This is a genomic window from Thioclava electrotropha, from assembly GCF_002085925.2.
Lineage (GTDB): Bacteria > Pseudomonadota > Alphaproteobacteria > Rhodobacterales > Rhodobacteraceae > Thioclava > Thioclava electrotropha.
The window spans coordinates 3,313,809-3,338,716 of the sequence record NZ_CP053562.1 but is presented as its reverse complement, the minus strand read 5'-3'; the positions used below and the strand labels follow the sequence as shown (position 1 = coordinate 3,338,716).

Annotated in this window: 24 protein-coding genes; 15 read left to right on the top strand and 9 right to left on the bottom strand. The window is 64.4% G+C overall.

Annotation, left to right across the window (positions count from 1 at the left end; all coding sequences use genetic code 11):
- Nucleotides 1-4 precede the first annotated feature (4 nt).
- The 9 genes from AKL02_RS15785 (at nucleotide 5) to hypE (ending at nucleotide 7,825) form a co-directional block, all read left to right on the top strand.
- The gene (locus AKL02_RS15785) at nucleotides 5-835 is read left to right on the top strand and encodes a hydrogenase expression/formation protein (protein ID WP_083075901.1); all 831 of its coding nucleotides are present in this window, start codon (nucleotides 5-7) and stop codon (nucleotides 833-835) included.
- Complete coding sequence (locus AKL02_RS15780; RefSeq protein WP_083075904.1) at nucleotides 832-1,671, top strand: [NiFe]-hydrogenase assembly chaperone HybE; 840 nt, start codon at nucleotides 832-834, stop codon at nucleotides 1,669-1,671. Before AKL02_RS15785 ends, AKL02_RS15780 begins: the two co-directional genes overlap by 4 nt.
- A complete protein-coding gene (locus AKL02_RS15775) occupies nucleotides 1,668-2,552 on the top strand; it encodes a hypothetical protein (RefSeq protein ID WP_083075907.1) in 885 nt (294 codons plus the stop codon). Before AKL02_RS15780 ends, AKL02_RS15775 begins: the two co-directional genes overlap by 4 nt.
- Nucleotides 2,545-2,886 (top strand): hydrogenase maturation nickel metallochaperone HypA, encoded by a 342-nt coding sequence (gene hypA / locus AKL02_RS15770; RefSeq protein ID WP_078520435.1) that lies wholly within the window; start codon nucleotides 2,545-2,547, stop codon nucleotides 2,884-2,886. The genes AKL02_RS15775 and hypA overlap by 8 nt, the downstream gene beginning before the upstream one ends.
- Nucleotides 2,886-3,785 carry a hydrogenase nickel incorporation protein HypB gene (gene hypB, locus AKL02_RS15765; protein WP_083075910.1) on the top strand — a complete coding sequence of 300 codons (900 nt, stop codon included), beginning with the start codon at nucleotides 2,886-2,888 and terminating at the stop codon, nucleotides 3,783-3,785. The genes hypA and hypB overlap by 1 nt, the downstream gene beginning before the upstream one ends.
- Nucleotides 3,782-5,257 carry a sigma-54-dependent transcriptional regulator gene (locus tag AKL02_RS15760; protein ID WP_083075912.1) on the top strand — a complete coding sequence of 492 codons (1,476 nt, stop codon included), beginning with the start codon at nucleotides 3,782-3,784 and terminating at the stop codon, nucleotides 5,255-5,257. The genes hypB and AKL02_RS15760 overlap by 4 nt, the downstream gene beginning before the upstream one ends.
- Nucleotides 5,257-5,544 carry a HypC/HybG/HupF family hydrogenase formation chaperone gene (hypC, locus tag AKL02_RS15755; RefSeq protein WP_078520432.1) on the top strand — a complete coding sequence of 96 codons (288 nt, stop codon included), beginning with the start codon at nucleotides 5,257-5,259 and terminating at the stop codon, nucleotides 5,542-5,544. Before AKL02_RS15760 ends, hypC begins: the two co-directional genes overlap by 1 nt.
- 5 nt (nucleotides 5,545-5,549) lie before the next feature.
- Nucleotides 5,550-6,692: a hydrogenase formation protein HypD gene (gene hypD / locus AKL02_RS15750; protein WP_083075915.1), complete on the top strand. Its 1,143-nt coding sequence runs from the start codon at nucleotides 5,550-5,552 to the stop codon at nucleotides 6,690-6,692.
- 113 nt (nucleotides 6,693-6,805) lie between these two features.
- Nucleotides 6,806-7,825 (top strand): hydrogenase expression/formation protein HypE, encoded by a 1,020-nt coding sequence (gene hypE / locus AKL02_RS15745; protein WP_083075917.1) that lies wholly within the window; start codon nucleotides 6,806-6,808, stop codon nucleotides 7,823-7,825.
- Here hypE and pdxR read toward each other — a convergent pair.
- Nucleotides 7,822-9,258, bottom strand: a complete 1,437-nt coding sequence (gene pdxR, locus AKL02_RS15740; RefSeq protein ID WP_083075919.1) for a MocR-like pyridoxine biosynthesis transcription factor PdxR — start codon at nucleotides 9,256-9,258, stop codon at nucleotides 7,822-7,824. The two genes, hypE and pdxR, sit on opposite strands and share 4 nt — an antisense overlap.
- Before the next feature lie 66 nt (nucleotides 9,259-9,324).
- On the opposite strand from pdxR, the gene AKL02_RS15735 reads away from it, so the two are divergent.
- Nucleotides 9,325-9,981, top strand: a complete 657-nt coding sequence (locus AKL02_RS15735; protein ID WP_083075922.1) for a pyridoxamine 5'-phosphate oxidase family protein — start codon at nucleotides 9,325-9,327, stop codon at nucleotides 9,979-9,981.
- Here the strand turns inward: AKL02_RS15735 and AKL02_RS15730 are convergent.
- The 3 genes from AKL02_RS15730 to AKL02_RS15720 form a co-directional block, all read right to left on the bottom strand.
- Nucleotides 9,978-11,639 carry a hypothetical protein gene (locus tag AKL02_RS15730; RefSeq protein WP_083075924.1) on the bottom strand — a complete coding sequence of 554 codons (1,662 nt, stop codon included), beginning with the start codon at nucleotides 11,637-11,639 and terminating at the stop codon, nucleotides 9,978-9,980. The genes AKL02_RS15735 and AKL02_RS15730 overlap by 4 nt on opposite strands.
- Nucleotides 11,627-12,157, bottom strand: a complete 531-nt coding sequence (locus tag AKL02_RS15725; RefSeq protein ID WP_083075927.1) for a hypothetical protein — start codon at nucleotides 12,155-12,157, stop codon at nucleotides 11,627-11,629. Before AKL02_RS15725 ends, AKL02_RS15730 begins: the two co-directional genes overlap by 13 nt.
- A gap of 101 nt (nucleotides 12,158-12,258) precedes the next feature.
- The gene (locus AKL02_RS15720) at nucleotides 12,259-12,873 is read right to left on the bottom strand and encodes a hypothetical protein (protein ID WP_133051926.1); all 615 of its coding nucleotides are present in this window, start codon (nucleotides 12,871-12,873) and stop codon (nucleotides 12,259-12,261) included.
- Between the two features lie 250 nt (nucleotides 12,874-13,123).
- Here AKL02_RS15720 and ugpB point away from each other — a divergent pair, with 250 nt between their 5' ends.
- From ugpB to AKL02_RS15700, 4 genes are all read left to right on the top strand, one after another.
- Nucleotides 13,124-14,437 (top strand): sn-glycerol-3-phosphate ABC transporter substrate-binding protein UgpB, encoded by a 1,314-nt coding sequence (ugpB, locus tag AKL02_RS15715; protein ID WP_083075933.1) that lies wholly within the window; start codon nucleotides 13,124-13,126, stop codon nucleotides 14,435-14,437.
- 68 nt (nucleotides 14,438-14,505) lie between these two features.
- Nucleotides 14,506-15,387, top strand: coding sequence for a sn-glycerol-3-phosphate ABC transporter permease UgpA (ugpA, locus tag AKL02_RS15710; protein ID WP_078520423.1), 882 nt, complete (start codon nucleotides 14,506-14,508; stop codon nucleotides 15,385-15,387).
- A gap of 32 nt (nucleotides 15,388-15,419) precedes the next feature.
- Entirely contained in the window at nucleotides 15,420-16,256 is an 837-nt protein-coding gene (ugpE, locus tag AKL02_RS15705; protein WP_075774334.1) for a sn-glycerol-3-phosphate ABC transporter permease UgpE, read from the top strand.
- A gap of 9 nt (nucleotides 16,257-16,265) precedes the next feature.
- Nucleotides 16,266-17,318 (top strand): ABC transporter ATP-binding protein, encoded by a 1,053-nt coding sequence (locus tag AKL02_RS15700; protein ID WP_083075936.1) that lies wholly within the window; start codon nucleotides 16,266-16,268, stop codon nucleotides 17,316-17,318.
- Here the strand turns inward: AKL02_RS15700 and bhcR are convergent.
- A complete protein-coding gene (bhcR, locus tag AKL02_RS15695; RefSeq protein ID WP_083075950.1) occupies nucleotides 17,315-18,115 on the bottom strand; it encodes an HTH-type transcriptional regulator BhcR in 801 nt (266 codons plus the stop codon). The two genes, AKL02_RS15700 and bhcR, sit on opposite strands and share 4 nt — an antisense overlap.
- A 197-nt stretch (nucleotides 18,116-18,312) precedes the next feature.
- Here bhcR and bhcA point away from each other — a divergent pair, with 197 nt between their 5' ends.
- Nucleotides 18,313-19,506, top strand: coding sequence for an L-aspartate--glyoxylate aminotransferase BhcA (gene bhcA / locus AKL02_RS15690; RefSeq protein ID WP_083075953.1), 1,194 nt, complete (start codon nucleotides 18,313-18,315; stop codon nucleotides 19,504-19,506).
- Between the two features lie 6 nt (nucleotides 19,507-19,512).
- Here bhcA and argE read toward each other — a convergent pair whose 3' ends face one another.
- The 4 genes from argE to cysD all read right to left on the bottom strand — a co-directional run bounded on the left by argE (nucleotide 19,513) and on the right by cysD (nucleotide 24,892).
- Nucleotides 19,513-20,667 carry an acetylornithine deacetylase gene (gene argE, locus AKL02_RS15685; RefSeq protein ID WP_078520419.1) on the bottom strand — a complete coding sequence of 385 codons (1,155 nt, stop codon included), beginning with the start codon at nucleotides 20,665-20,667 and terminating at the stop codon, nucleotides 19,513-19,515.
- A 4-nt stretch (nucleotides 20,668-20,671) separates the two neighbouring features.
- Nucleotides 20,672-21,856, bottom strand: coding sequence for a M24 family metallopeptidase (locus AKL02_RS15680; RefSeq protein ID WP_083075956.1), 1,185 nt, complete (start codon nucleotides 21,854-21,856; stop codon nucleotides 20,672-20,674).
- Nucleotides 21,857-21,990: 134 nt separating this feature from the next.
- A complete protein-coding gene (gene cysN, locus AKL02_RS15675; RefSeq protein WP_078520417.1) occupies nucleotides 21,991-23,898 on the bottom strand; it encodes a sulfate adenylyltransferase subunit CysN in 1,908 nt (635 codons plus the stop codon).
- Nucleotides 23,899-23,956: 58 nt separating this feature from the next.
- Complete coding sequence (cysD, locus tag AKL02_RS15670) at nucleotides 23,957-24,892, bottom strand: sulfate adenylyltransferase subunit CysD (protein WP_256365665.1); 936 nt, start codon at nucleotides 24,890-24,892, stop codon at nucleotides 23,957-23,959.
- Between the last annotated feature and the right edge of the window lie 16 nt (nucleotides 24,893-24,908).

The window sequence follows — 24,908 nt, the reverse complement described above, 5'->3', positions numbered from 1 at the left end:
GACGATGGTTTCCAATTTCCACCTTCCGCCCATGGGCTTCGGTCCCGGCTCGCAACCCGAAGACGAGGATGCGCAGCTCGAATATATGAAGCTGCCCTCCGGTATGCGCACCTATTCGGCGCATATGCCCGACATCGACGACCCGTCCAGCGTGACGCCCGCGCTCAAGACGCTCGCCGATGTGGCGAAGGCCTGCGAGGCGGCGGCGCAAGGCGGCATGGCGAGCTTCGATCTGAGCCATCTCGACGCCGAGAACCGCGCGCTCATCGCAGAGACGATGGGGCAGGGCGAGGTCGCGATGAAGATCCGCGGCATCCCGGCGCTGGCGGTGCAGGAGTCGGTCTTCGCGGGCGTCTGGATGATCGCAGGGTCGGGCGTCGACAAGATCGAGGTCGGTCCGGTCCCCTCGGCGGCGCTGAGCCGCGCCTTCGAGCCGTTCCGCAAGGCCGAAGGCAAGACCCACCCGCGCGGTCCGGGCGTCGTCAACGCCCCGGCGCTGATGGCCGAACTGGAGGATAAATCGGGCAGCTTCATGGGCGGCGAGCCGCATGTGGTGAACCTGACCCTGCTGCCCCATACCGAGGAAGACCTCCTCTGGCTCGATGCGACGACGGGCGAAGGCGCGGTGACGATCCTGTCGCGGGGCTACGGCAATTGCCGCGTCACCGCGACCGCGTTGCCCCATGTCTGGCGGGTGCAGTTCTTCAACTCGATGGACACGCTGATCCTCGACACGTTCGAGGTCACCACGATGCCCGAGGTGGCGATCGCCGCGAAAGAGGATCTCGCCGACTCCGCCGAGCGGATCGTCGAAGTGCTGGAGGCGATCCGATGAGCGTTGCGGGGTTCGAGGGAAGCTACATGGGCGCCAATGATCGGATTTCCGATCAGGCGATCATGGAATGCAAAATCTGCTGGACGCCTTACGATCCGGCGGAGGGCGACGATTTCCGCCAGGTCCTGCCCGGCACGCCGTTCTCGATGCTGCCCGAGGACTGGCATTGCCCCAATTGCGACGCGCCGAAAGAGCAGTTCATGGTGCAGACCGATCCGGGCGCGCCCGCGATGCTGGAGGCGCGCCGGATCGAGGAACAGGTGGCCAAGCTCACCGCCGATTTCCGCGAGGTCTGGCATTCGAAAATGCGCGACGTGCCCTTGGTGAACAAGGCGCTCTCGGTCGAGCCGGTGGGTTTCGTTTCCCATGAGGGGCGCGGGCTCGGTGTGCTTGTCAGCCCGTGGTTCATGAACCTGATCATGTTGCCGCGCGAGGGCGAGGACTGGTCGGCGCTGGTCCCCGGCGCCAAGGAAAACATCGACTTCCCGTCCGGCACCTATGAGTTCATCCATAACGTCCGCGAGATGGGCGGCGGCTACAAAGCGTGCTCGCTCTTTTCGCCGATGGGCGATTTCCAGACGCAGATGCAGGCGACCGATGTCGCCCGCGCGATCATGATGGAACTGTTCAAGGACGAGAACCGCGCCGAGACGGATCGCAAATCCGAAATCCGCGCCGGTCGCGAGGCCGAGCTTGCCGCGGTCGAGGAGGCGGAGGCTGCGCAGGCGGCGGAAGATGCGCGCGTCGAGGAGATGGCGCAACCGACCCGGCGCAAGCTGATCTCGGCCGGTCTGGCCGAGGATGCGCCGCGCGACGCGGCGGATGACGCGGAATGAACCAGACGCTCGGCATAACCATTGCGCGCGACGGCGCTCGGCTGAAGGCGGTGCTTGCGCTGCCCGCGCCGAGCCCGGTCGAGGCGATGATGCTGGGCAAGACCCCCGAAGAGGTGGCGGAACTGATGCCCCGCTTGTTTAACCTGTGCGGCATGGCGCAGGGCCTCGCGGTGCGGCTCGCGACGGGGCTGGAGACCGCAGGATGCGACCCGCGGCGCGAGATTTTGCGCGACCATCTCTCCAAGCTATGCCTGCGTTGGCCCGCGCTGATCGGTCACGACCCGATGCCGCTGCCTTCGGATTGGTCGAAGGGCGGCGAGGCGCTGCAGCGCTGGATCTGGGGCGGTGCGCGGCCCGCGCGGCTGGCGGATTGGCTGAGTTCCGGTGCTGGGATCAGTCCGCTTCTGGCCGCGATCGCGGAGCGCTTCGCGCCGGGTGAGGCGGTGGCCGATCTGCCCGACCTGTCGCAGCCTTTGTCGATGGTGCCGCAGGAGAATTCCGCCGCCGGGCGGGTGCGCGATGCGGATCTGATGCGTCAGGCCGAAGCGCGCTACGGCCGCGGACCGCTCTGGCGGGCGCTGGGGCGCGTGGTCGATCTGGATCGGCTGTGCTTCGATGCGCCGCCCGCGCGCCGGGTCGCGCCGTGCGTGGCCTCGGTCGCGGCGGCGCGTGGCGCCTATACCTTGCAGGTCAGACTGAGCGGCGGTCGTGTGAGCGCGCTCACGCGGATCACGCCGACCGACCATCTGACCGTGCCCGGCGGGATGTTGCAGCGCAGCTTGGAGACCCTGCCCGCAGAGAAAGCGTCTTTGGCGAGCTTGGTAGTGGACATACTCGATCCCTGCGTGCCAGTTCTGATGCGGGAGGTCGCCGATGCATGAGATGTCGATCGCCGAAGGCATCCGCGGCGTGATCGAGGATGCGGCCAAGGCCAACAGCTTTTCGCGCGTGACCACGCTGCGGCTCGAAATCGGGCGCTTCGCAGGCGTCGAGAAACACGCGCTGGAATTCGCCTTCGACGTGGTGATGCGCGGCTCGCCCGCGGAAGGCGCGGAATTGCAGATTATCGACATTCCCGGCAAAGCGCTCTGCTATGATTGCGCGGAGACTGTGGAAATCGAACATCGACTGGACCCTTGCCCGAACTGCGGCGGCGGCAAATTGCTGGCGCAGGGCGGCGAGGAGATGCGGATCAAGGATATGGAGGTGCTCTGATGTGCACGGTGTGCGGATGCAGCGGACATAGCGTGGAGGATCAGTTCCGCGCCCATCTGGAAAAGAGCGGTCAGGCTGCGCCGAAAGCGGCGCCTCTCGCAGTGCTGGCGCAAGGAGCTCCGGCACCCGGGCAGGGCCATCAGTCTCACGATCATGCCCCCCACCATCACCACCACGATCACGGCGATATCCATATCGGCCTTGGGGCGGCAGGCACCGAAGTGCCGGGTATGAGCCAGGAACGTCTGATCGAGATCGAGACCGATATCCTTTCGAAAAACAATGATTTCGCCGCGAAGAACCGAGCGCGACTGGCGCAGAAGGGTATCTTCGCGACCAACCTCGTCTCCTCTCCCGGTTCGGGCAAGACCACGCTTCTGTGCCGCACGATCGAGATGCTGGGCGATGCGCCGCTCGCCGTCATCGAGGGCGACCAGCAGACCACCAATGACGCGGACCGCATCCGCGCGACAGGCGCGAAAGCCATTCAGGTGAACACCGGCAAGGGTTGCCACCTCGACGGGCGCATGGTGGAAACCGCGCTCGACCGTCTGGCGCTGCCCGAAGGGTCACTGCTGTTCATCGAGAATGTCGGTAACCTCGTCTGCCCCGCCGCCTTCGATCTGGGCGAGGACGCGAAGGTCGCGATCCTGTCGGTCACTGAGGGCGAGGACAAGCCGCTGAAATACCCGGACATGTTCGCCGCCGCCGGTCTTGCGATCCTCAACAAGACCGATCTCGCGCCCTATTGCGATGTCGATCTCGATCTCTACGAGGCGAATATCAAGCGCGTGAACCCGGAAATCGAGGTGCTGCGCGTCTCCGCCCGCACGGGCGAGGGGATGCAGGGCTGGCTCGATTGGCTTCGCGCCGGGCTCGACGGGAAGGCCGGGTCATGACCGGCTCGACTCCGGCCATCCTCCTCGTCGATGACGAGCCCCATTCGCTTCAGGCGATGAAAATGGCGCTCGAGGACGAGTTCGAGATCCTCACCGCGCCGGGGGCCGAAGAGGCGATGGCGGTGCTCGAAGAGGAATGGGTGCAGGTGATCTTCTGCGATCAGCGCATGCCCGGCCGCTCGGGGGTCGATTTCCTCACCGAGGTGCGCGAGCGCTGGCCGGAAACCGTGCGCATCGTCATCACCGGCTATACCGACAGCGCCTCGATGGTGGCCGCGATCAACGATGCGGGCATTCACCAGTTTATCGCCAAGCCCTGGCATCCCGAGCAGCTTCTGGCCGTGGCGCGCAATGCCGCGCGGATGTTCCAGCTGTCGCGCGAGAACGAGCGGCTGACGCTGGAGATGCGGTTCCTCAACTCGACCACCGAGACGCGGGTCGAGAAGCGGCGTCGGTCTTTGCGCGAGGGGATGGGGTTCGAGACGATCCTGCGCGCGCCCAATTCCGCGATGAACGCGGCGGTCACTCTCGCGCGGCAATATGCCAGCTTCGACGTGCCGGTGCTGATGACGGGTGAGCCGGGCACGGGCAAGACGCAGATGGCCCGTGCGATGCATTACGGCTCGCTGCGCTCGGAGAAGCCGTTCTACGAATTGAACATTTCCGGCATGCCGGAAGATCTCGCGATGGTCGAGCTGTTCGGCGCCAAGCGCGGCGTGTTGCCCGGCGGCGTGGCCAAGATCGGGCTTGCGCAGAAGGCCGATCGCGGCACGCTCTATCTTGCCGGGATCGAGGGCGCGAGCCCGGCATTGCAACTCGCGCTGCATCGGATGCTGCGCGACGGGACCGTGACGCCGGTCGGCGGGCAGGAGGCGGTCTCGACCAATCTGCGGCTGATCGCGGGCGCGTCGGGCGATCTGCGCGCAGGCGTCGCCGAGGGGCGGTTCCGCACCGATCTTTACTATGCGCTGAGCCTTGGCGAGATCGCGATCCCGCCGCTGCGCGCGCGGCGCGGAGATGTCGCGATGCTGGCGCAGGCGATCCTGTCCGAGGTCGCGACGAGCCACGGCAAGCCGGTGATGGGCTTCGAGGCGGCGGCGCTGGAATTTCTGGAAAATTACGACTGGCCGGGCAATCTGCGCGAACTGACCAACGAGGTCACGCGGATGCTGATCTTCGCGCAGGACAATGTGTTGGGCGCCGAGCTGATCTCGCGCCACATCCTGCAGGCCGATCCGTCGGATGAGGGTGCCGATCGCGCCGCCGAGGATGTGATGACCGCCGAAGGCACGCTGAAGGACCGGATCGAGCTGATGGAGATGCGCATCCTGCGCGAGACGCTCACCCGCAACCGCTGGAACAAGAGCCGTGCGGCGGCCGAGCTGGGCCTGTCGCGTGTGGGCCTGCGGGCGAAACTGGATCGTTACGGCATCGCCGACCCGTCGGTGGCCACCGAGGAGGAGAGTGACTGATGTGTTTGGGTATTCCGGGCCAGATCGTGGCGATCACCGATGAGACGCGCCAGATGGCGATGGCCGAGGTGTCGGGCGTGCGCCGCGAGGTGAACGTGGCCTGCGTGGCCGAGGGCGCGCTGGAGGGGCTCGTAGGGCAATGGGCGCTGATCCATGTCGGCTTCGCGATGAGCCTGATTGACGAGGACGAGGCCGAAAAGACGCTGATCGCGCTGCGCGATCTTGGCGAGGCGCAGGAGGCGCTGGAACAGATGGCCGCGGGCGATGCCGCGCTGGCAGGGGAGTGAGGCAGATGAAATTCGCATCCGAATTCCGCGATCCGAAAGCCGCCAAGGTGCTGCTGGCCGAGATCGCCAAGGTGGCCGATCAGATCGGCGCGACGAAGGAAAAGCCCGTCCACATCATGGAGGTCTGCGGCGGGCATACCCATTCGATCTTCCGCTACGGGCTCGACAAACTGGTCCATGAGGGCATCGAGTTCATCCACGGCCCCGGTTGCCCGGTCTGCGTGCTGCCGCGTGCGCGTGTCGATGAATGCATCGAGATCGCCGAGCGCCTGGGCGTGATCTTCACCACGTTCGGCGATGCGATGCGCGTGCCGGGCACGAAGAAATCGCTGCTGCAGGCGAAGGCCGATGGCGCGGATATCCGCATGGTCTATTCGCCGCTCGACGCGCTGGAACTGGCGCGCCGTAACCCCGAGCGCGAAGTGGTGTTCTTCGGATTGGGGTTCGAAACCACGACCCCGTCCACGGCGCTTGCGATCCAGCAGGCCGCGCGCGAAGGCTTGGGCAATTTCAGCGTGTTCTGCAACCACATCACCGTGCCCGAGCCGATTAAGGCGCTGCTCGACGATCCGCATATGTGCCTCGATGGCTTCATCGGGCCCGGCCATGTCTCGATGGTGATCGGGATCCACCCTTATGACTTTATCGCGCAGGATTACGGCAAGCCGATTGCGGTGGCCGGGTTCGAACCGCTCGATCTGCTGCAATCGGTGCTGATGGTGCTGCGCCAGATCGCGGAAGGCCGCGCCGAGGTTGAGAACCAATATGCCCGCGTCGTGCCCGAGCATGGCAATTCGGTTAGCCTTGCCGCGATCGACGATGTCTACGAGACGCGGCCGTCGTTTGAATGGCGCGGCTTGGGCGAGATCGACAAGTCGGGGCTGCGCATCCGTGCGCAATACGAAGCCTATGACGCCGAGGAGAAGTTCGGCATCGGCTATGCCGCCGGTCGGCGCGAGGTCGAAGAGGCCGAGGGCTGCGCCTGCGGGCAGGTGATGACGGGGCGGATGAAGCCGGTGGAGTGTCCGCAATTCGGGCGCGGCTGCACGCCGGAAATGCCGCTTGGCGCGCTGATGGTGAGCTCGGAAGGGGCCTGTGCGGCCTATTGGCAATATGGCGGCGCGCGCGCTGTCGAGCCGGCGGAGTAAGGGGGGCTCTGCCCCCGTCGCCGGAGGGCGACAGTAATTGAGGGAGGAGGGGGCTCCGCCCCCGCGCTTGCGCGCTCCCCCGGGATATTTGAACCAAGGCGAAGGTAGGTAGAATGGCTTTGCGCGACGAGCGGGTGACGCTGGCCCATGGCGGCGGCGGCAAGGCGATGCGGGATCTGATCGAGGAGGTGTTCACCTCGGTCTTCGCGCCGCCCGGCATGGAAGATCAGGCGCGGTTGCAGGCCGAGGCGCTGGCCGAGCCCGGCGCGCGGCTGGCCTTTACGACCGATAGCTATGTGGTGACGCCGATCGAGTTTCCGGGCGGCGATATCGGCAAGATTGCGGTTTGCGGCACGGTGAACGATCTGGCGGTGGGCGGCGCGACACCGCTCTGGCTCTCGGCGGCCTTTATCATCGAGGAAGGCACCGAGATCGCGCTTCTGCGCCGGATCGTGGCGACGATGGCGCGCGAGGCTGAGGCTGCCGGTGTGAAGATCGTTACCGGCGATACCAAGGTCGTGGGGCGCGGGGCCTGTGACGGGGTGTTCGTCACGACGGCGGGCGTCGGCGTGATCCCCGGCGGGGTCGAGATGGCCGCAGGGCGGGTCGCGCCCGGAGACGTCGCCATCGTGAACGGGGTGTTGGGCGATCACGGCGCGACGATCCTTGCCGCGCGGGGCGATCTGGCGCTGTCGAGCGCGATCGAGAGTGATTGCGCTGCTCTGGGGCATCTGATGGTGGATGTGCTGACGGTGGCGCCGGGCGCGAAAGCCGCGCGGGATCTGACGCGGGGCGGGTTGGCCTCGGCGCTTAACGAAATTGCGGAGGCTGCGGGTTGCGGGATCGAGATTGAGGAGGATGCGTTGCCGCTGCGCACCGAGGTCGTGGGGATGTGCGAGATCCTCGGGCTCGATCCTTTGTATCTGGCCAATGAGGGGCGGCTCGTGGTCTTCGTGCCCGAGGCCGAGGCCGAGGCGGCGCTGGCCGCGATGCGCGCGCGCCCCGAAGGGTCCGGTGCAGTGATCGTGGGCCGTGCGGTCGGGGGGCATAAGCAGGTGCGAATGACGACGGCGTTCGGCGGTCAGCGCATCGTCGATATGCTGGTGGGCGAGCAGTTGCCGCGTATCTGCTAGAGTTCCTTTAGCAGGGTGCGCAGCGTATCTGCGGCGGTGCTCAACGCCCGTTCGTCGAAGGCGGCATAGCCGAACAGAAGTCCCTGTGGCGGGTCGGGCAGGCGGGCGTGGGACGATAGCGCCCGCAGCGTGAGGCCTTCTGCCTTTGCGCGCTCGGATATCGCACGGTCGCCCAAGGGGGCGAGGGCCGGGCCGAGGCCTGCGCAGAGATGCATTCCCGACGGGTCGGGCTGAAGCTGAAGATAGTCCTCCAGCCCCGCCAGTTCGCTCAGCAGGTGACGCTGGCGCTTCGCGTAATGGCGCCGCATCCGCCGCAGATGGGTCGCGAATTCGCCGCTTGCCATGAAGCTCGCCAGCGCCGGTTGCGGAACCATCGAGACCCGTGATCCGGTCGTCGCAATCGCGTCGCGCATCGGGGTCATCAGCCGCTCGGGCAACACCAGATAGCCGATCCGCAGCGCCGGGCTGAGCAATTTCGAGAAGCTGCCCATATAGATCACGCGCTGCAATCCATCGAGCCCGGCGAGCGCGGGCAGCGGCTGGCCGCGATAGCGGAACTCGCTGTCGTAATCATCCTCGACGATCAAAGCGTCGCGCTCGCGCGCCCAGTCAAGCAGCGCCAGCCTGCGCGTCAGCGGCATCGCGATCCCGGTCGGGAAATGGCGCGATGGGGTGATGGTGACCGCGCGGGTCTCGGGCGGCAGATCGGCGGGGTCGAGCCCCTCGGCGTCGATGCGCACCGGGCGCTCGGTGATCCCGCTTGCGGCCAGCACATGACCCATCGTCGCCCAGCCTGGGTCTTCGGTCGCCATCAGCGCGCCGGGGGGCAGCGCCGCCCGCGCGATCAGGTCGAACCCGTCCCACGCACCGCCGGTAATCACCACCTGTTCGGTCGCGCAGTCGAGGCCGCGCCATGCCGCGAGGTGGTCGCGGATCGCCTGCCGCAGCGAGGGCCAGCCGAACGGGTCAGGCCGGTCGAGAAGCGCGGGATCGGGGTTGCGCCATGCCCTTTCGAGGTGGCGTGCCCAGAGTCTGTGCGGGAACAGCGCCTGATCGGGCAGGCCGGGCTGAAAGGGCAGCCACGTCTGTGCCGCGTGCGGCTCCGAATGTGGCGCGTCCCGCGGCGCGGGCGGTGCGAGATGGGGCAGGTCCTCGGCCACATAGGTGCCACCGCCGGGGCGGGTGCTCAGATAACCCTCGGCGATCAGTTGATCATAGGCCGTGGTCACCGTCATCCGCGAGACCGACAGCTCCTCGGCCAGAGCGCGGCTTGGCGGCAGGCGCTCTCCGGCTGCGGCGGGATCGGCGCGCAGCATCTCGCGCAGCGCTTGCGTCAGCTGCGCGTGCAGCGGCAAGCCGGAGCGGCGATCCAGCGACAGGCCGAAGAGGGCGGCGTTCAGATTGGACTGGTACATTTTGGCGAAACTGGACATGTTTTCCTATCCAATAGGGCGGTATCGCTGCCGGGACAAGATAGACCCGCTTTGAGTGAGATCCCCATGACCGAGCCCCTTCCCGTGACCGACCGTTCCCGTCTGCGCCGCCTGCATGAGCGCGGCCATTTCGACCGCGAGACGATCAACGCGATCCTCGATGCGCAGCCGATGTGCCATGTGGGCTATGTCCGCGACGGCAAGCCTTACGTGACGCCGACGATGCAATGGCGCGAGGGCAATCACGTCTATTGGCACGGCTCCTCCGCGAGCCGCGCGTTGCGCAGCGAGACGCAGGCCGAGGTTTGCCTGACGGTCTCGATCCTCGATGGGTTGGTGCTGGCACGCTCCGGGATGCATCACTCGCTGAACACGCGGTCGGTGATGCTCTACGGGACCGCGTTCAAGGTGGAGGACCCGGCGGACAAGCTGCAAAAGCTCGGCAATTTCGTGAACCATCTCTATCCGGGGCGCTACGAGATGCTGCGCCCCGATCACGCGCAGGATCTGAAAGCGACGACGGTGCTGGGGATGGAGATCACCGAGGGCGCCGCGAAGATCCGCACGGGCGGGCCGAGTGACGACGCGGAGGATTACGCGCTGCCGATCTGGGCCGGGGTGATCCCGATCCGTATGGAGGTGGGCGACCCGATCCCCGATCCGCGCAACCTCGACGGTGTCGAGATGCCCGCCCATGTGCGCGATTTCCGCTATGGCGGTTAATTGGCCGAGGCGATCTGGTCCAGCTCTCTTAGGCGCATCTCGTAGAAGTATGTGAGGCAGTCGATGAGGCTGCGGAATTGCAGCGGATCGTTCGTGTCGATCCCGCCCGGACGACAGGCGCGGTCGCGAATCTTGAGCCAATGCCGCTGGCTCTGCTTCGTGCCCTCTGCGTCCTTCGCGACGGCGCGGGGGTAGAGCTTGCCCAGCACGCCGTCGAGCTGGCCGAGCGGGCGGATCAGGCAGATCACCTCCGCCGCCGGATCGAGCTTGCCGGTGCAGTCGAAGCTGGGGCCGGTGATATCGGGAAACTGGGCGAGGATCGGCGTGAGCTCTTCGGAGGGCTCGATGGCGGGGAAATTGTTCCAGACGCCATCGGGGCCGAGGATGGTGAAATCGTTGATCGGGTAGGGGCCCTTATAGTCGAGCACATCGCGCTGCGTGGCTGTTGTCCCGTTCATCGTGAGAAACGTATCGTTGTCATGAATGTCGATATTGTAGGTTTTGACATACCATTGGCCGTCAGCGTCCCTGAAAACATTGCAGTCGACGCGGCCCGGACCTGCGAGCTTCGCTTGCAGGTAATAGGAGTCGTCGCCCGCGGCGGGCAGTAAAACATTCGCCGTAAGGGGGCCGATTTTCACCTTCTTCAGCCTTGGGCGGGGATTGCCCGAGGTTTTAAGGCCTTCTTCCGTCGCATATCCGAAGCTTGAGTATCTTGACCACAAGCGGATCAGGCCGTGCTCGGGTATGGCCTCTGAAGATACTGGCGGGCCAGTCATCACCCGGCGACCGGTATTTGCGAATACCAGGAATTCACAGGCGTTTATGGCGCCGAGAATGTCCACATTGGCCGGGTTCGGGGCGCGATCGGCAAGGACAGTCGTCTTGGTCTGATCGAGCCGGTTATATGAATTGATCAGCAGGTACTGCTCGCCCAGCGGCCTGTCGTCGTCCTTCTGAAATTTCTTGCCGATCATTTCGAAGACGAAGCCTGGAGCGATATTCCATGTCCCCATCCGCTTTGTGAGTTCGTTGATGGCGTCCTGAGCCTGCGCGTAGAATTGCGTGGCGATCTGATTTCCGAGCGTGCCCGAAAACGGCGTGCCGTCGGGGATCATCAGCGTATTCGAGAGGCTCGAGAACGGCGCGTGAAACCCGACGACGCCCTCGGTGTGAACGTATCGCGCGTTCCACATCGGGTAGCCGCGCAGCATCCGCTCAGAGCCGCCCAGAAATGCGATCGCACAGGCCGAGAGGCACCTGTCGCCCTTGCCGACGAATGTTGCGAAGCCGCGGATCGAGTCTGAGAGTTTGAGGCCCTCATAGAAATCGCCGCCGTCACTGTCGAGAGAGACGACGACGGGGCGCATATTCACCCCGCCCGTAATCGGATCGAAAATCTCGCTAGCCTTGTCGGTGATCAGGTTCCGGAATGTCTCTGCGTCGCCGGGCGCGATTTCGCCTCTAATATGAATGTGCAACGCGTTCTTGAAATCGAAGCTGTCGCCCGGCTTGGTCCCGGTAGCCATATCCACGCCGATATAAGGTAACACGAACTCATTCGTGATCGGCGGTGCCCAGTCTATATCGGCGGCGAGGGCTGGTGGGGCGGCGCCGAGGACGCTCAGCGCGGCGAGGGCAGGGATCAGTCGTCGCATCGGGCCTCCACGAAGTGCTGCAGGCCGGTCCCGAGCCCGGAAGTACCGAAGGTCTCGCGCACTTGGGTGAGCGGGCCTTGGTAGAGATCGGCGAAATTCGCGGCGTAGCCGCAGAAGTAGTCCGTCGCGATCTGTGCGTCGCAGCGTTTGGTCGCGATGCACAGCTCGACCTGATCGAAGAAATTCGCCATTTCCGATACCGCCGCGAATTGCTTCTGGCGTTGCGGCGCCGGTTGTCTTTGAAACAGCAGATCGAGGAAGTTCCGCCGTTGCGCCGGGGGGATGCCTCCATTGACGGCAGTCACCTTTGCCAGATCATCGGAATTTTCCCACCAGAATTGCGCGAGCTGGCGGCGTGCGCGGCCTGCATATTCGAGGTCGGAAAACCTAGCCACCATCTCGAGCGAGAGATCGGCCTTACGGTCCTCGCGCCATTGGTAGATTTGCCCGGCGGTGAAGACGAGGGCAGCTATCGTGGCGATCCAGGAGCCCATCTCGATCTTATCCCGGATGCTCATGGCCGTGTTGGACGCGACTTCGGCCGGGGCGGTATCCGCTTCAGGCGCGTCTCTGGGCACATTGGGGGCGTCTGCGGGAGGGGGCGGCGTCTGTCCCGCGCTCACTGCGGGCATCCCGAGAAATCAAGCTCGGCCACCGGAATTTCGGTCGTCTCGTCGAGCTTCGCGACCTGCTTGCGCGCGACGCTGTCGAAACTGTCGCGCAGGCATTCGAGCTGCGCACGGGTCAACACGAGCACCGCCGCCTTGGGATTGGCGGGGATGACCGCGCCAGATTGCAAACGCGGCAGACCTTCCGAGTCGATGGCGGAATTGCGGCTCGTTCCCTGTGCGATCTCCGCTGCGGTGGGGTCGAAAACCCCGTCTTTGCAGAAGCCCACGAAGAGGATTGACGGGAATGCCCGTTGCTCGAGGTAGTCGGTTGCATGATCGCGCAGGCATTCGGCCTGATCCCATCGCAGGGCGGGACCTTCACCGGAGCTTTGGGCAAAGGCAGCGCCCGTCGATGCGAGGGCGATCCCTGCGGCGGCAAGGATCGGAAAGGCAGAAAACTGATACGACGCAACGAACATGACAATGATCCGAACTGAGTTGAACCATTTCAACAGGCTAGCAAATCGGAGGGATTCGGCAAAGCGCCGCGGGGGCGGGGCGAAACATGCTCGGCCGTTGCGCGGAGCTGTCGGTTTTTGTTCGGTTTTGGTCGAAGCGCGCAAAAATGCGCTTCACAAAATCGTGAGCAATGGATCGGCCTAACTTCGAGGAACTTCGAAATTCCTATGAAAAATAGGGATTGAGGAGGCTCGGCTCCGCATCGGGTAACGCGACCGAGCGTCAAAGCGAAAACGAAATCACTCTCTTGTTTTGTTCCTGTTACATCCGCACACTACGCCGCGTAGCGCGGAGGCTTCGCTTGGGGCCTCAGATCCATCCAACAATGAATCCCGCTACATATGGGAGGAAGACATGAAGAATTTTGCACTCGGTGCGGCGCTTGCGTCGGCCTCGCTCATTGCGCCCTTCACGGCCAATGCAGCGACGGAAATCCAGTTCTGGCACGCCTTTACCGGCCGTCTCGGCGAGCTCGTCGATCAGCAGGTCAAGGACTTCAATGCCAGCCAGGACCAGTATGAGGTCGTGGCGACCAACAAGGGCAACTACTCGGAAACGCTGAACGCCGGGATCGCGGCTTTCCGCGCCGGTGAGCAGCCCGACATCCTGATGGTGTTCGAGGTCGGCACGGCGACGATGATGGCCGCCAAGGGCGCGATCAAGCCGGTCTATCAGGTGATGGAAGACGCGGGCGTCGACTTCAATCCCGACGATTATATCGGTGCGGTGAAGGGCTATTACACCACCACCGACGGCAAGATGCTGTCGCTGCCCTTCAACTCCTCTACGCCGGTTCTCTGGGTCAACCGCGACATGCTCGACGAGGCAGGCGTGGCCAAGGATGCGCCGCTGACCACCTGGGAAGATGTCGGCAAGGTGCTCGACCAGTTGAAGGCTTCGGGCGTCGATTGCCCGATGACCACCGCATGGCAGAGCTGGATCCAGCTCGAGAACCTCTCGGCCTATCACAACGTGCCGTTCGCCAGCCAAGAGAACGGCTTCGCCGGTCTCGACGCGAAGCTGGAATTCAACGGCCCCGTTCAGGTCAAGCATATCCAGACGCTGGGTGACTGGGCCAAGAAGGGCGAGTTCGTCTACAAGGGCCGCCGCAACGAAGGTGGCGCCGATTTCCGCGCTGGCACCTGCGCGCTCTTCACCGAGAGCTCGGCCGGTTACGCGGGCATCAAGTCCGAAGCCAAGTTCAACTTCGAAGTGCACCCGCTGCCCTATTGGGGTGACGTGGACGGTGCGCCGCAGAACACCATCATCGGGGGCGCTTCGCTTTGGGTGATGTCGGGCAAGGAAGACAGCCATTACAAGGGTGTCGCCGAGTTCCTGAGCTATCTCTCCTCGCCGGAAGTGCAGGCGAAGTGGCACCAGGACACCGGCTACCTGCCGATCACCAAGGCTGCGGCGGACCTGACCCGCGAGCAGGGCTTCTATGACGCGAACCCCGGCACCGATGTGGCTGTGAAGCAGATGACCGCGAATGCGCCGACCGAGAACTCGAAGGGCATCCGTCTGGGCAACTTCGACCAGATCCGCGGCATCATCGACGAGGAACTGGAAGCTGTCTGGGCCGGTGACAAGACCGCTCAGGACGCGCTCGACAACGCGGTGGAGCGTGGCAACCAGTTGCTGCGCCGCTTCGAGCAAGCCAACCGCTAACCCAAATCCGGCCGCGGGCGGGGGAAACCTGCCCGTGGCTATTTCTATTCGAAGGCCCCGATCCCGATATGGAAAAACGCGTAACCTTCAAGGGCTGGCTCTTGCCGATGCTGCTGCTTGCGCCGCAGTTGATCGTCTCGGGCGTGTTCTTCTTCTACCCGGCGGGCGAGGCGGTGTGGCAATCGCTGTTCATCCCCGATCCGTTCGGCCTGTCGATGCAGTATGTGGGCCTCGGCAATTTCGAATACCTGTTCAACGACCCCTATTACCGCGCGTCCTTCGTGACGACGGCGGTGTTCTCGACCCTCGTGACACTGGTCTCGATGATCCCGGCGCTGTTCCTCGCGGTGCTGGCGGATCGGCTGGTGAAAGGGGCGGGGACCTATCGCACGCTGCTGATCTGGCCCTATGCGGTCGCACCCGCCGTGGCCGGTGTGCTGTGGCTGTTCATGTTCAACACGCGGATCGGTGTGGTCGCCTTCTATCTCAACCAGATGGGTTACGACTGGAACCATGTGCTCAACGAGCATGAGGCGATGGGACTCGTCGTCGTGGCGTCGGCCTGGGGGCGGATCAGCTACAACTTCCTGTTCTATTTCGCGGCGCTGCAAGCGGTGCCGAAATCGGTGATCGAAGCGGCGGCGATCGACGGGGCGCGGTTCTGGCGGCGCTTCTTCACGATCGTGCTGCCGCTCCTGTCGCCCACGACCTTCTTCCTGCTGGTCGTCAACATCGTCTACGCCTTCTTCGAGACCTTCGGCGTGATCCACACGATCACGTCCGGCGGGCCGCAACAGGCGACCACGATCCTCGTCTACAAGGTCTATGCCGACGGGTTCGTGGGCCAGGATCTCGGCAGCTCCGCCGCGCAATCCGTGGTGCTGCTCGTGGTCGTGGGCTTCCTGACGGTGCTGCAATTCAAATTCGTCGAGAAGCGGGTGCATTACTAATGGCTGACATGCACAACGAACCGCCCCCGGGCATGGTGGAAAAGCGCGGCTCGGGCCTTTGGTTGACCCATGTGCTGATGATCGCGGGCGTGCTGGTGATCTTCTTCCCGATCTGGCTGGCCTTCGTGGCCTCGACCCACACGCAGCAAGAGATCGCTCAGGCGCCGATGCCGGTGATGCCGGGCTCGCACCTGATCGAGAACTATTCGGATGCGCTGTTCTCCGGGGTGAACGTGCCGGTCGCGACGATGCTGGTGAACTCGCTGGTCATGGCGTTGGGGATCGCGCTCGGCAAGATTGCGATCTCGCTCTTGTCGGCCTTCGCAATCGTCTATTTCCGCTTTCCGGGGCGGCGCTTCTTCTTCTGGATGATCTTCATCACGCTGATGCTGCCGGTCGAGGTGCGGATCGTGCCGACCTACGAGGTGGTCGCGGGATTCGGGATGCTCAACAGCTATTCCGGCCTGATCCTGCCCCTGATCGCGTCGGCCACGGCGACCTTCCTGTTCCGGCAGTTCTTCCTGACGGTGCCCGACGAGCTGGCCGAGGCCGCCCGCGTCGACGGCGCGCGCCCGATGCGCTTCTTCTTCGATATCCTGCTGCCGATGAGCCGCACGAATATCGCGGCGCTCTTCGTGATCCTCTTCATCTATGGCTGGAACCAGTATCTCTGGCCGCTTCTCATCACCACCAATCCCGAGATGAACACCATCGTCATGGGGCTCAAGCAGATGTTCCCGTCGGGCGACGATATCGCCGATTGGCCGGTCATCATGGCGACCTCGATCCTCGCGATGATCCCGCCGGTGATCGTGGTGATCTCGATGCAGAAACTCTTCATTCGCGGCCTCGTGGACAGCGAGAAATAAGGGCAGACAATGGCGACCGTTGAACTCGAAAATATCAAGAAACGTTTCGGCAAGACCGAGGTTCTGCACGGGGTCTCGATCGACATCCAGGATGGCGAATTCATCGTCATCGTCGGTCCTTCCGGCTGCGGGAAATCGACGCTTCTGCGCATGGTCGCGGGGCTGGAGAGCATCTCCGAGGGCGAGATCCGTATCGGCGAAGCCCGCGTGAACGAGCGCGAGCCGATGGATCGCGACATCGCGATGGTGTTCCAGAACTACGCGCTCTACCCGCATATGTCGGTGCGCCAGAATATGGGCTACGGCCTGAAGATCGCGGGCATGGCGAAACCCGAGATCAAGCGACGCGTCGATGAGGCTGCGAAGCTGTTGCAGCTGTCGGACTATCTCGAGCGCAAGCCGCGCGAGTTGTCGGGCGGGCAGCGTCAGCGGGTCGCGATGGGCCGCGCCATCGTGCGTGAGCCCTCGGTCTTCCTGTTCGACGAGCCGCTGTCCAACCTCGACGCCAAGCTGCGGGTGCAGATGCGCGTCGAAATCCGCGAGCTGCAGCGAAAGCTTGGCGTGACCGCGCTTTACGTGACCCACGATCAGGTCGAGGCGATGACCATGGCCGACCGGATGATCGTGATGAACGGCGGTGTGGCCGAGCAGATCGGCACGCCGCTCGAAGTCTATGAGCGCCCCGTGACCATCTTCGCGGCGCAGTTCATCGGCAGCCCGTCGATGAACATCATCGATGCCGAGGTGCGCGGCGGTCAGGTGATGCTGGGCCATGTCACGCTCGGCCCGACCGATCTGCCCGATCGCCCGGTCAGCCTCGGGATCCGGCCCGAACACCTGCATCCCGACGGCAACGGGCCGCTGACGCTGAATGTTACCCTGTCCGAGCCGCTGGGCGCGAATACGCTCCTGCACGGCACGCTGGAAGGGCGCGGCGAGGCAATGACCGCGGCGCTGCCGGGCGTGCATATGGAGAAGGAAGCTGTGGGGCAGGTGCGGCTGTCGGTGAACGCCGAGGACCTGCATCTCTTCGATCCGAAAACCGGTCAACGGCTGAATTAAGCCGCGCCGATCCGGTGGCTGATCGCTTTCGCGGCCTCGACGACCGCTTGCCCGAGCGCGGGCAGGCGGCTATCGGGAATCCGCTGCACGGGGCCGGAGACTGAAATCCCCGCCACCGCGTCACCATGTGCGTCGAAGATCGGCGCGGCGATGCAGCGCATCCCGAGCGTGCGTTCCTCATCGTCCACCGCGTAGCCCTGCGCCGTGACCCGCGCCAATTCGGCGCGTAGCGTCGGCGCATCGCCGATGGTGCGGTCATTGAATCGCGCGAAATCGTAATCCGCGAGGAGCTGGTCGAGCTGGTCCGGCGCGTAGGTGCTCAGAAGCGCCTTGCCGATGCCCGACGCGTGCAGCGGCGCGACCGTGCCCGGCGGGAAGAACGCCCGGATCGGATCATGCGTCTCCACCTGCCCGGTAAACAGCACCTGTCCCGCCCGCTCGACACCCAGATTTGACGTCTCTCCGGTCGCGCGCATCAGATCCTGCATCAGCGGCCGCGCGCGCTCGAAGACATTGGTGCGCCTCAGGAAGGCCGAGCCGATGCGGAAGGCCGCCGGGCCGATATGCCAGTCCTGCGCCTCGGGCTCCACGAAATCGCGGGCATGCAACGTGGCCAGAACGCGGTGCATCGTTGCCGGAGACTGGTCCAACTCGCGCGCGATGGCGCTGAGCGACAGCCCGCCATGCCGCGCCAGCAGGTCCAGCACGTCGAGCGCCCGGTCCAACGCGAGGATCGTGCCCTGCGCGGGGTCGGTGTTGAAGCCTTTCGGGCGGCCCTTTCGGCGGGGCGTGGTCATCGGGCGCACCTCTGAGCTGCGAAAAGAAAATATCTTATGCAGTATAAAACAAAATTTAATTTCACTGTGTGAAAAAATCAAAGCACTGAATTCCTTGATGATTATCGACCAACGCGATGCAAACGCCCACGAGCCGTAAAAATTTCAGGGTCAACTGCGCCATGGTAGAAACGCTTCCGACACATGGAGGAGGCGTCATGATCCATCTCAATCCCGTTTTCATTCCGGGCCCGACCAACATCCCCGAGGCGCTGCGCAAAGCCGTCGATATTCCGACGATGGATCATCGCAGCCCCGGTTTCGCCGATATCATCCACCCGGCGCTGGACGGTGTGAAGAAGGTGCTCAAGACGACCACGGGCGAGGCCTTCGTCTTCCCCGCGACTGGCACCGGCGGCTGGGAGACCGCGATCACCAATACGCTTTCGCCCGGCGACAAGGTTCTGGCCTGCCGCAACGGAATGTTCAGCCATAAATGGATCGACATGTGCCAACGCTACCGGCTGGAAGTCGAGGTGGTGAGCGTCGCATGGGGCGAGGGCATCCCGGTCGAGCGTTTCGCGGACATCCTCAGCGCCGATACGGGCCACCAGATCAAGGCGGTGCTCGCCACACATAACGAGACCGCGACCGGCGTGACCTCGGATGTCGCGGGCATCCGGCGCGCGATGGATGCGGCAGGGCATCCGGCGCTTTTCTTCGTGGATGGCGTCAGCTCGATCGGGTCGATGGAGTTCCGGATGGATGACTGGGGCGTCGATGTCGCGGTCACCGGCAGCCAGAAGGGCTTCATGCTGCCGCCGGGCCTCGCCATCACCGGGTTCTCGCAAAAGGCGCTGGAGGCGGTCGAGGGCGCGAAGCTGCCGCGCTGCTTCTTCGACATTCGCGACATGCGCACGGGCTACGCGGCCAACGGTTATCCCTACACGCCGCCGGTGGGGATGCTGAACGGGCTGAAAGCGTCCTGCGACATGCTGCTGGAAGAAGGGCTGGGCAATGTCTTCGCCCGCCATGCCCGGATCGCGGAAGGTGTGCGCCGCGCGGTGGCGGCCTGGGGGATGGAGCTTTGCGCCGTCTCGCCCGATCTCTACTCCAACAGCGTCAGTGCGGTGCGTGCGCCGGACGGGTTCGACGCGGCCCGGATCGTGGCGCAGGCGCTGAATACTTATGGCGTGGCCTTCGGGGGCGGGCTGGGCGATGTCGCGGGCAAGGTGTTCCGCATCGGGCATCTGGGCCTGATGACCGATGTGATGGCGCTCTCGGGGCTGGCCACGGCCGAGATGGCGATGGTCGATCTCGGTCTGCCGGTGGAGCTGGGCAGCGGGGTTGCCGCAGCCCAGGCGCATTACCGCGAGACCGCCGCCACCCCTGTGCGACAAGCCGCCGCGTAAGAGCGGTCAGGTTCGGGCGCTGGCGAGCCTTCCCAGCATCGTCAGCGCCTGATCCATCTGCTCGAGCGAGACGAACTCGTCGGCCTTGTGGGCCTGCTCGATCGAACCCGGCCCACAGATCACCGCATCCATCCCGAGCGACTGGAACAGCCCGGCCTCGGTGTTGAAGGCGACGCAGCCTGCGTGGTTCTGGCCGGTCAGCGCGAAGACCAGATCACGCGCGGCATTGTCGTCCATCGGCTCGAGCCCGACGACCTCGCCGATGGTCTCGGTAGCGATCCCGGCCTCGGGCGCGATCGCGCGCATCTCTGGCAGCAGCGTGTCTTCGACGTAGCTCGCGATCTCGCCTTTGACGAACTCCATGTCGGCGGCGTTGATCGGGCGCATCTCCCAGGCCAGTTCGGCGCGGGGCGCGATCACGTTATGCGAGATGCCGCCTTTCAGCGCGCCCACGTTCAGCGTCGTCTGCGGCGGGTCGAAGCGCGAGCCTTCGGGGCAGCGCTTTACCAGTTCGGCGCGCAGCTCGAAGAGCCGGTTGATGTAGCGCACTGCGTATTCGACCGCGTTCACGCCCTTCTCGGGGGCGGAGCTGTGGCCCGGCAGGCCCTCGAAGCGCACGGTATATTCGCAGCAGCCCTTGTTGCCGTCGAAGACCTGCATCGAAGTCGGCTCGCCGATGATGCAAAGCGCGGGTTTGACCGGGCGTTTCGCGAGCAGCTTCACCAGTTCCTGCGCGCCCAGACAGCCGACTTCCTCGTCATGAGTGAAGGCGAAATGGATCGGGCGGGTTTTCGCGGCTTCGGCCAGCAGATCGAGCGAGCCGAGACAGGCCGCGATGAACCCTTTCATGTCGCAGGCGCCGCGCCCGTAGAGCTTGCCGTCACGCTCGGTCATGGTGAAGGGATCGCTGGTCCAGTCCTGATCGGTGACCGGCACCACGTCGGAATGGCCCGACAGCACCAGCCCGCCGTCGCGTGGCGCGCCCAGTGTGGCGAAGAGGTTCGCTTTGTGGCCGCTCTCATCGACCATCACTTCCACCGCCGCGCCGACGGTTTCCAGCCGGTCCGCGATATAGTGGATGATCGGCAGGTTGCTGTCGGTCGAAATCGTCGGGTAGGCGATCAGGTCCGAGAGGATCGCGCGGGTGGTGTCGATGCGCATAGGTTCAGTCCTTGATGAACAGTTTGCGCTCGACGTTGCACAGGGGCATGGCGGGGCCGTCCTCGGTGATCACGATGGTCTCCGTCGTCTCCATTCCCCAATGGTCCATCCAGAGGCCGGGCATGAAGTGGAAGGTCATGCCGGGTTCAAGGATCGTCTCGTCGGTGTCGCGGATCGAGACGGTGTGCTCGCCCCAATCCGGCGGGTAGGAGCAGCCCACCGCGTAGCCCGCACGGTTGGGGCGTTCGATGCCGACCTTCGCAAGCTCGACATTCAGCGCGCGCGCGATATCGCAGGCGCGGTTGCCGGCGCGGGCGACCTCGATCCCGGCGTTCAGCCCCTCGGTCAGCGCCTCGGATGCGTCGATCATGTGTTGCGGCGGTTTGCCGAGGAACACGGTGCGGCAGAGCGGCGCGTGATACCGGCGGTAGCAGCCCGATTGTTCGACAAAGGTCGCCTCGCCCGCCTTCAGCGCCTCGCCGTTCCATGTCAGATGCGGCGCGGAGGCGTCGGGGCCCGAGGGCAGCATCGGCACGATGGCCGGGTAGTCGCCCCAGCTGTCTTCCTCGCCCTGCACGGCGGTGCGATAGAGCTCGCCCACCAGATCGTGCTTGCGCAGCCCCGGCTCGGCCAGCGCCATCGCGCGTTCGATCACCAGTTCGGAAATTCGCGCCGCGCGGCGCATGAAGCGCAGCTCCTCGTCGGATTTGATCAGGCGCTGCCAGTTCACCAGCACCGAGGCATCGAGAAGCGTGGCCTCGGGCAGCCCTTCATAAAGGACCGCATGGGCCTTGGCGGTGTAGAAATAGGTCTCCATCTCGACACCGATCCGGGCCTTGCCGTAGCCCATGATCCGCAGGTGCGAGGCGAGGTCTTCCATCGGGTGCATGATGTCGGATTGCACCATCGCGTCGTTGTAGTGGAGGATGTTTTCCTCCTCCATCCAGACGGTGCGGCGCGCACCGTTGGCATCCATGAAGCGGCCCCACCAGTAGGGCGCGCCTTCCATCGGCAGGATCACCCCCTGATGGGTGTAGAAAGACCAGCCGTCATAGCCCGTCAGCCAGAACTGGTTCGAGGGGTTGGTGATGAAGAGAATGTCGATCTCGCGTTGCGCCATCGCAGCACGCACGAGCGCGATCCGGCGGGAATATTCGAGTTCGCTGAAGTGCACGTTTTCGATCGGCATTCGGGCTTCTTTCTGCTGGCGTTATTTCGCGCAGGTTGGGGCGCGCCCCCGAGCGAGGTCAAGGCCAAAACGAAAACGTGCGGCCACCGGGAGGGCCGCACGTTCGCGTGATTTGGGGCAGCGGATGTAACCGCTTACGGAATGAGCCGCTCGATGATCAGATCGGCCGCTTCCTCGGGGCTGATCGCGGTGGTGTCGATCCGCATCTCGGCATTCTCGGGCGCCTCATAGGGCGAGTCGATGCCGGTGAAGTTTTTCAGCTGACCGGCGCGGGCCTTGGCATAAAGCCCCTTCACGTCGCGCGCCTCGGCCACTTCCAGCGGCGTGTCCACGAAGACTTCGAGGAATTCGCCCGGCTGCATCATCGCGCGGACCATGTCGCGCTCGGAGCGGAAGGGCGAGATGAAGGCCGTGACCACGATGAGGCCCGCATCGGTCATCAGCTTCGCGACCTCGCCGACGCGGCGGATGTTCTCCACGCGGTCGGCCTCGGTGAAGCCCAGATCCTTGTTCAGGCCATGGCGGACGTTGTCGCCGTCGAGCAGGAAGGTGTGGCGGTTCATCCGCGCCAGCTTCTTCTCGACGATATTGGCGATGGTCGATTTGCCCGAGCCCGAGAGGCCCGTCAGCCAGACCACGGCGGGTTTCTGGTGCTTCATGTTGGCATGATGCTCGCGCCCGATATCGGTCGCCTGCCAGTGGATGTTCTGAGCCCGGCGCAGCGCGAAGTTGATCATCCCCGCAGCCGCCGTCTGGTTGGTCATTTTGTCGATCAGGATGAACCCGCCCAGATCGCGGTTCTCGCCATAGGGCGCGAAGGGGATCTCGCGGTCGGTGGTGATGTTGGCCACGCCGATCGCGTTCAGGTCCAGCGTCTTCGTCGCCAGATGCTCCTGCGTGTTGACGTTCACCTCGTATTTCGGCTCGTGGACGGTCGCCGAAACCGTCTGCGTGCCGATCTTCAGCCAATAGGCGCGGCCCGGCACCAGTTCGGTCTCGTCCATCCAGACGAGTGTGGATTCGAACTGATCGGCGACTTCCAGCGGCTCTTTCGCGGCAACGATGACCTGACCGCGCGAGCAGTCGATCTCGTCGGCGAGCGTGATCGTCGTGGATTCGCCCGCCACCGCCGTGTCGCGGTCGCCCTCCAAGCTGACGATCCGCGCGACTTTCGAGGTCTTGCCCGAGGGCAGCACGCGGACTTCATCGCCCGGTTTCACGGTGCCCGAGGCGATCAGGCCCGAGAAGCCGCGGAAGTCGAGGTTCGGGCGGTTCACCCATTGCACCGGCATGCGGAAGGGACGCTCCTGATCGGAGGTCACGTCCACTTCGACCGCTTCGAGATAGGGCAGCAGCGAGGGGCCTTTGTACCAAGGGGTGTTCTCGCTCGGGCCGGTGATGTTGTCGCCCTTGAAGCCCGAGATCGGGATCGGGGTGAAGCCTTCGATGCCGATGCTGTCGGCGAAGGTTTTGTAATCGGCCACGATCTCGTCGAAGGTCGCCTGATCGTAATCGACGAGGTCCATCTTGTTCACGGCCAGCACAATATGGCGGATGCCCAGCTGGTGGACGAGATAGGAGTGGCGCCGCGTCTGAGTCAGCACACCTTTGCGCGCGTCGATCAGGATCACGGCCAGATCGGCGGTCGAAGCGCCGGTGACCATGTTGCGGGTGTATTGCTCGTGGCCGGGCGTGTCCGCGACGATGAACTTGCGCTTCTCGGTTGCGAAGAAGCGGTAGGCCACGTCGATGGTGATGCCCTGCTCGCGCTCGGCGGCGAGACCGTCGACCAGTAGCGCGAAGTCGATCTCCTGGCCTTGGGTGCCGACGCGCTTGGAGTCGGCTTCAAGGGCCGCCAGCTGATCCTCGAAAATCATCTTGCTGTCATAGAGCAGCCGCCCGATCAGCGTCGATTTCCCGTCATCGACTGAGCCGCAGGTGATGAAGCGCAGCATGGTCTTGTGTTGATGCGCCTCGAGATAGGCGTCGATATCCTGCGCAATCAGCGCGTCGGTCTTGTAGATCGGATCGTTGGTCGTCATGTCGGCTCACCTGATAGGGTGGAAATGAAGGCGCGCGTGCGGCTCGGGAGGGGAAGGCTCAGAAGTAGCCTTCCTGTTTTTTCTTCTCCATCGAGGCGCTCTGATCGTGGTCGATCGCGCGGCCCTGACGCTCGGAGGTGGTGGTCAGCAGCATTTCCTGAATGACTTCCGGAAGGGTCTGCGCCTCGCTCTCGACGGCGCCGGTCAGCGGGTAGCAGCCCAGCGTGCGGAAGCGCACCGAGCGCATCTTCGGCTCCTCGCCATCACGCAGCGGGAAGCGGTCGTCATCGACCATCAGGATCAGCCCGTCGCGTTCCACCGTCGGGCGCGGGGCCGAGAAATAGAGCGGGACGATCTCGATCCCTTCGAGGTGGATATATTGCCAGATGTCCAGCTCGGTCCAGTTCGAGATCGGGAAGACGCGGACGCTTTCGCCCTTGGCCTTCTTGGCGTTGTAGAGGCGCCAAAGCTCGGGGCGCTGGTTCTTCGGGTCCCAGCGGTGATTGGCCGAGCGGAACGAGAAGACGCGTTCCTTCGCGCGGGATTTCTCCTCGTCGCGGCGCGCGCCGCCGAAGGCTACGTCGAAGCCGTGTTTGTCCAGCGCCTGTTTGAGACCTTCGGTCTTCCACATGTCGGTATGCAGCGAGCCGTGATCGAACGGGTTGATCCCCTTGGCCTTCGCCTCGGGGTTCTGGTGCACGATCAGCTCCATCCCCGCATCCTTCGCGGCCTTGTCGCGCAGATTGTACATCGCCTGGAATTTCCACGTCGTGTCGACATGCATCAGCGGGAAGGGCGGCGGCGACGGGTAGAAGGCTTTTTTCGCGAGATGCAGCATCACCGCGCTGTCCTTGCCGACGGAATAGAGCATGACCGGATTATCGGCTTCGGCCACGACTTCGCGCAGGATGTGAATGCTTTCGGCTTCGAGCCGCTGCAGGTGAGTCAGGGTCTTGTTCATGAGGGAGGTCTCTGTCTGAACGCGGTTTTCCAAGATATAGGCCTCGGGT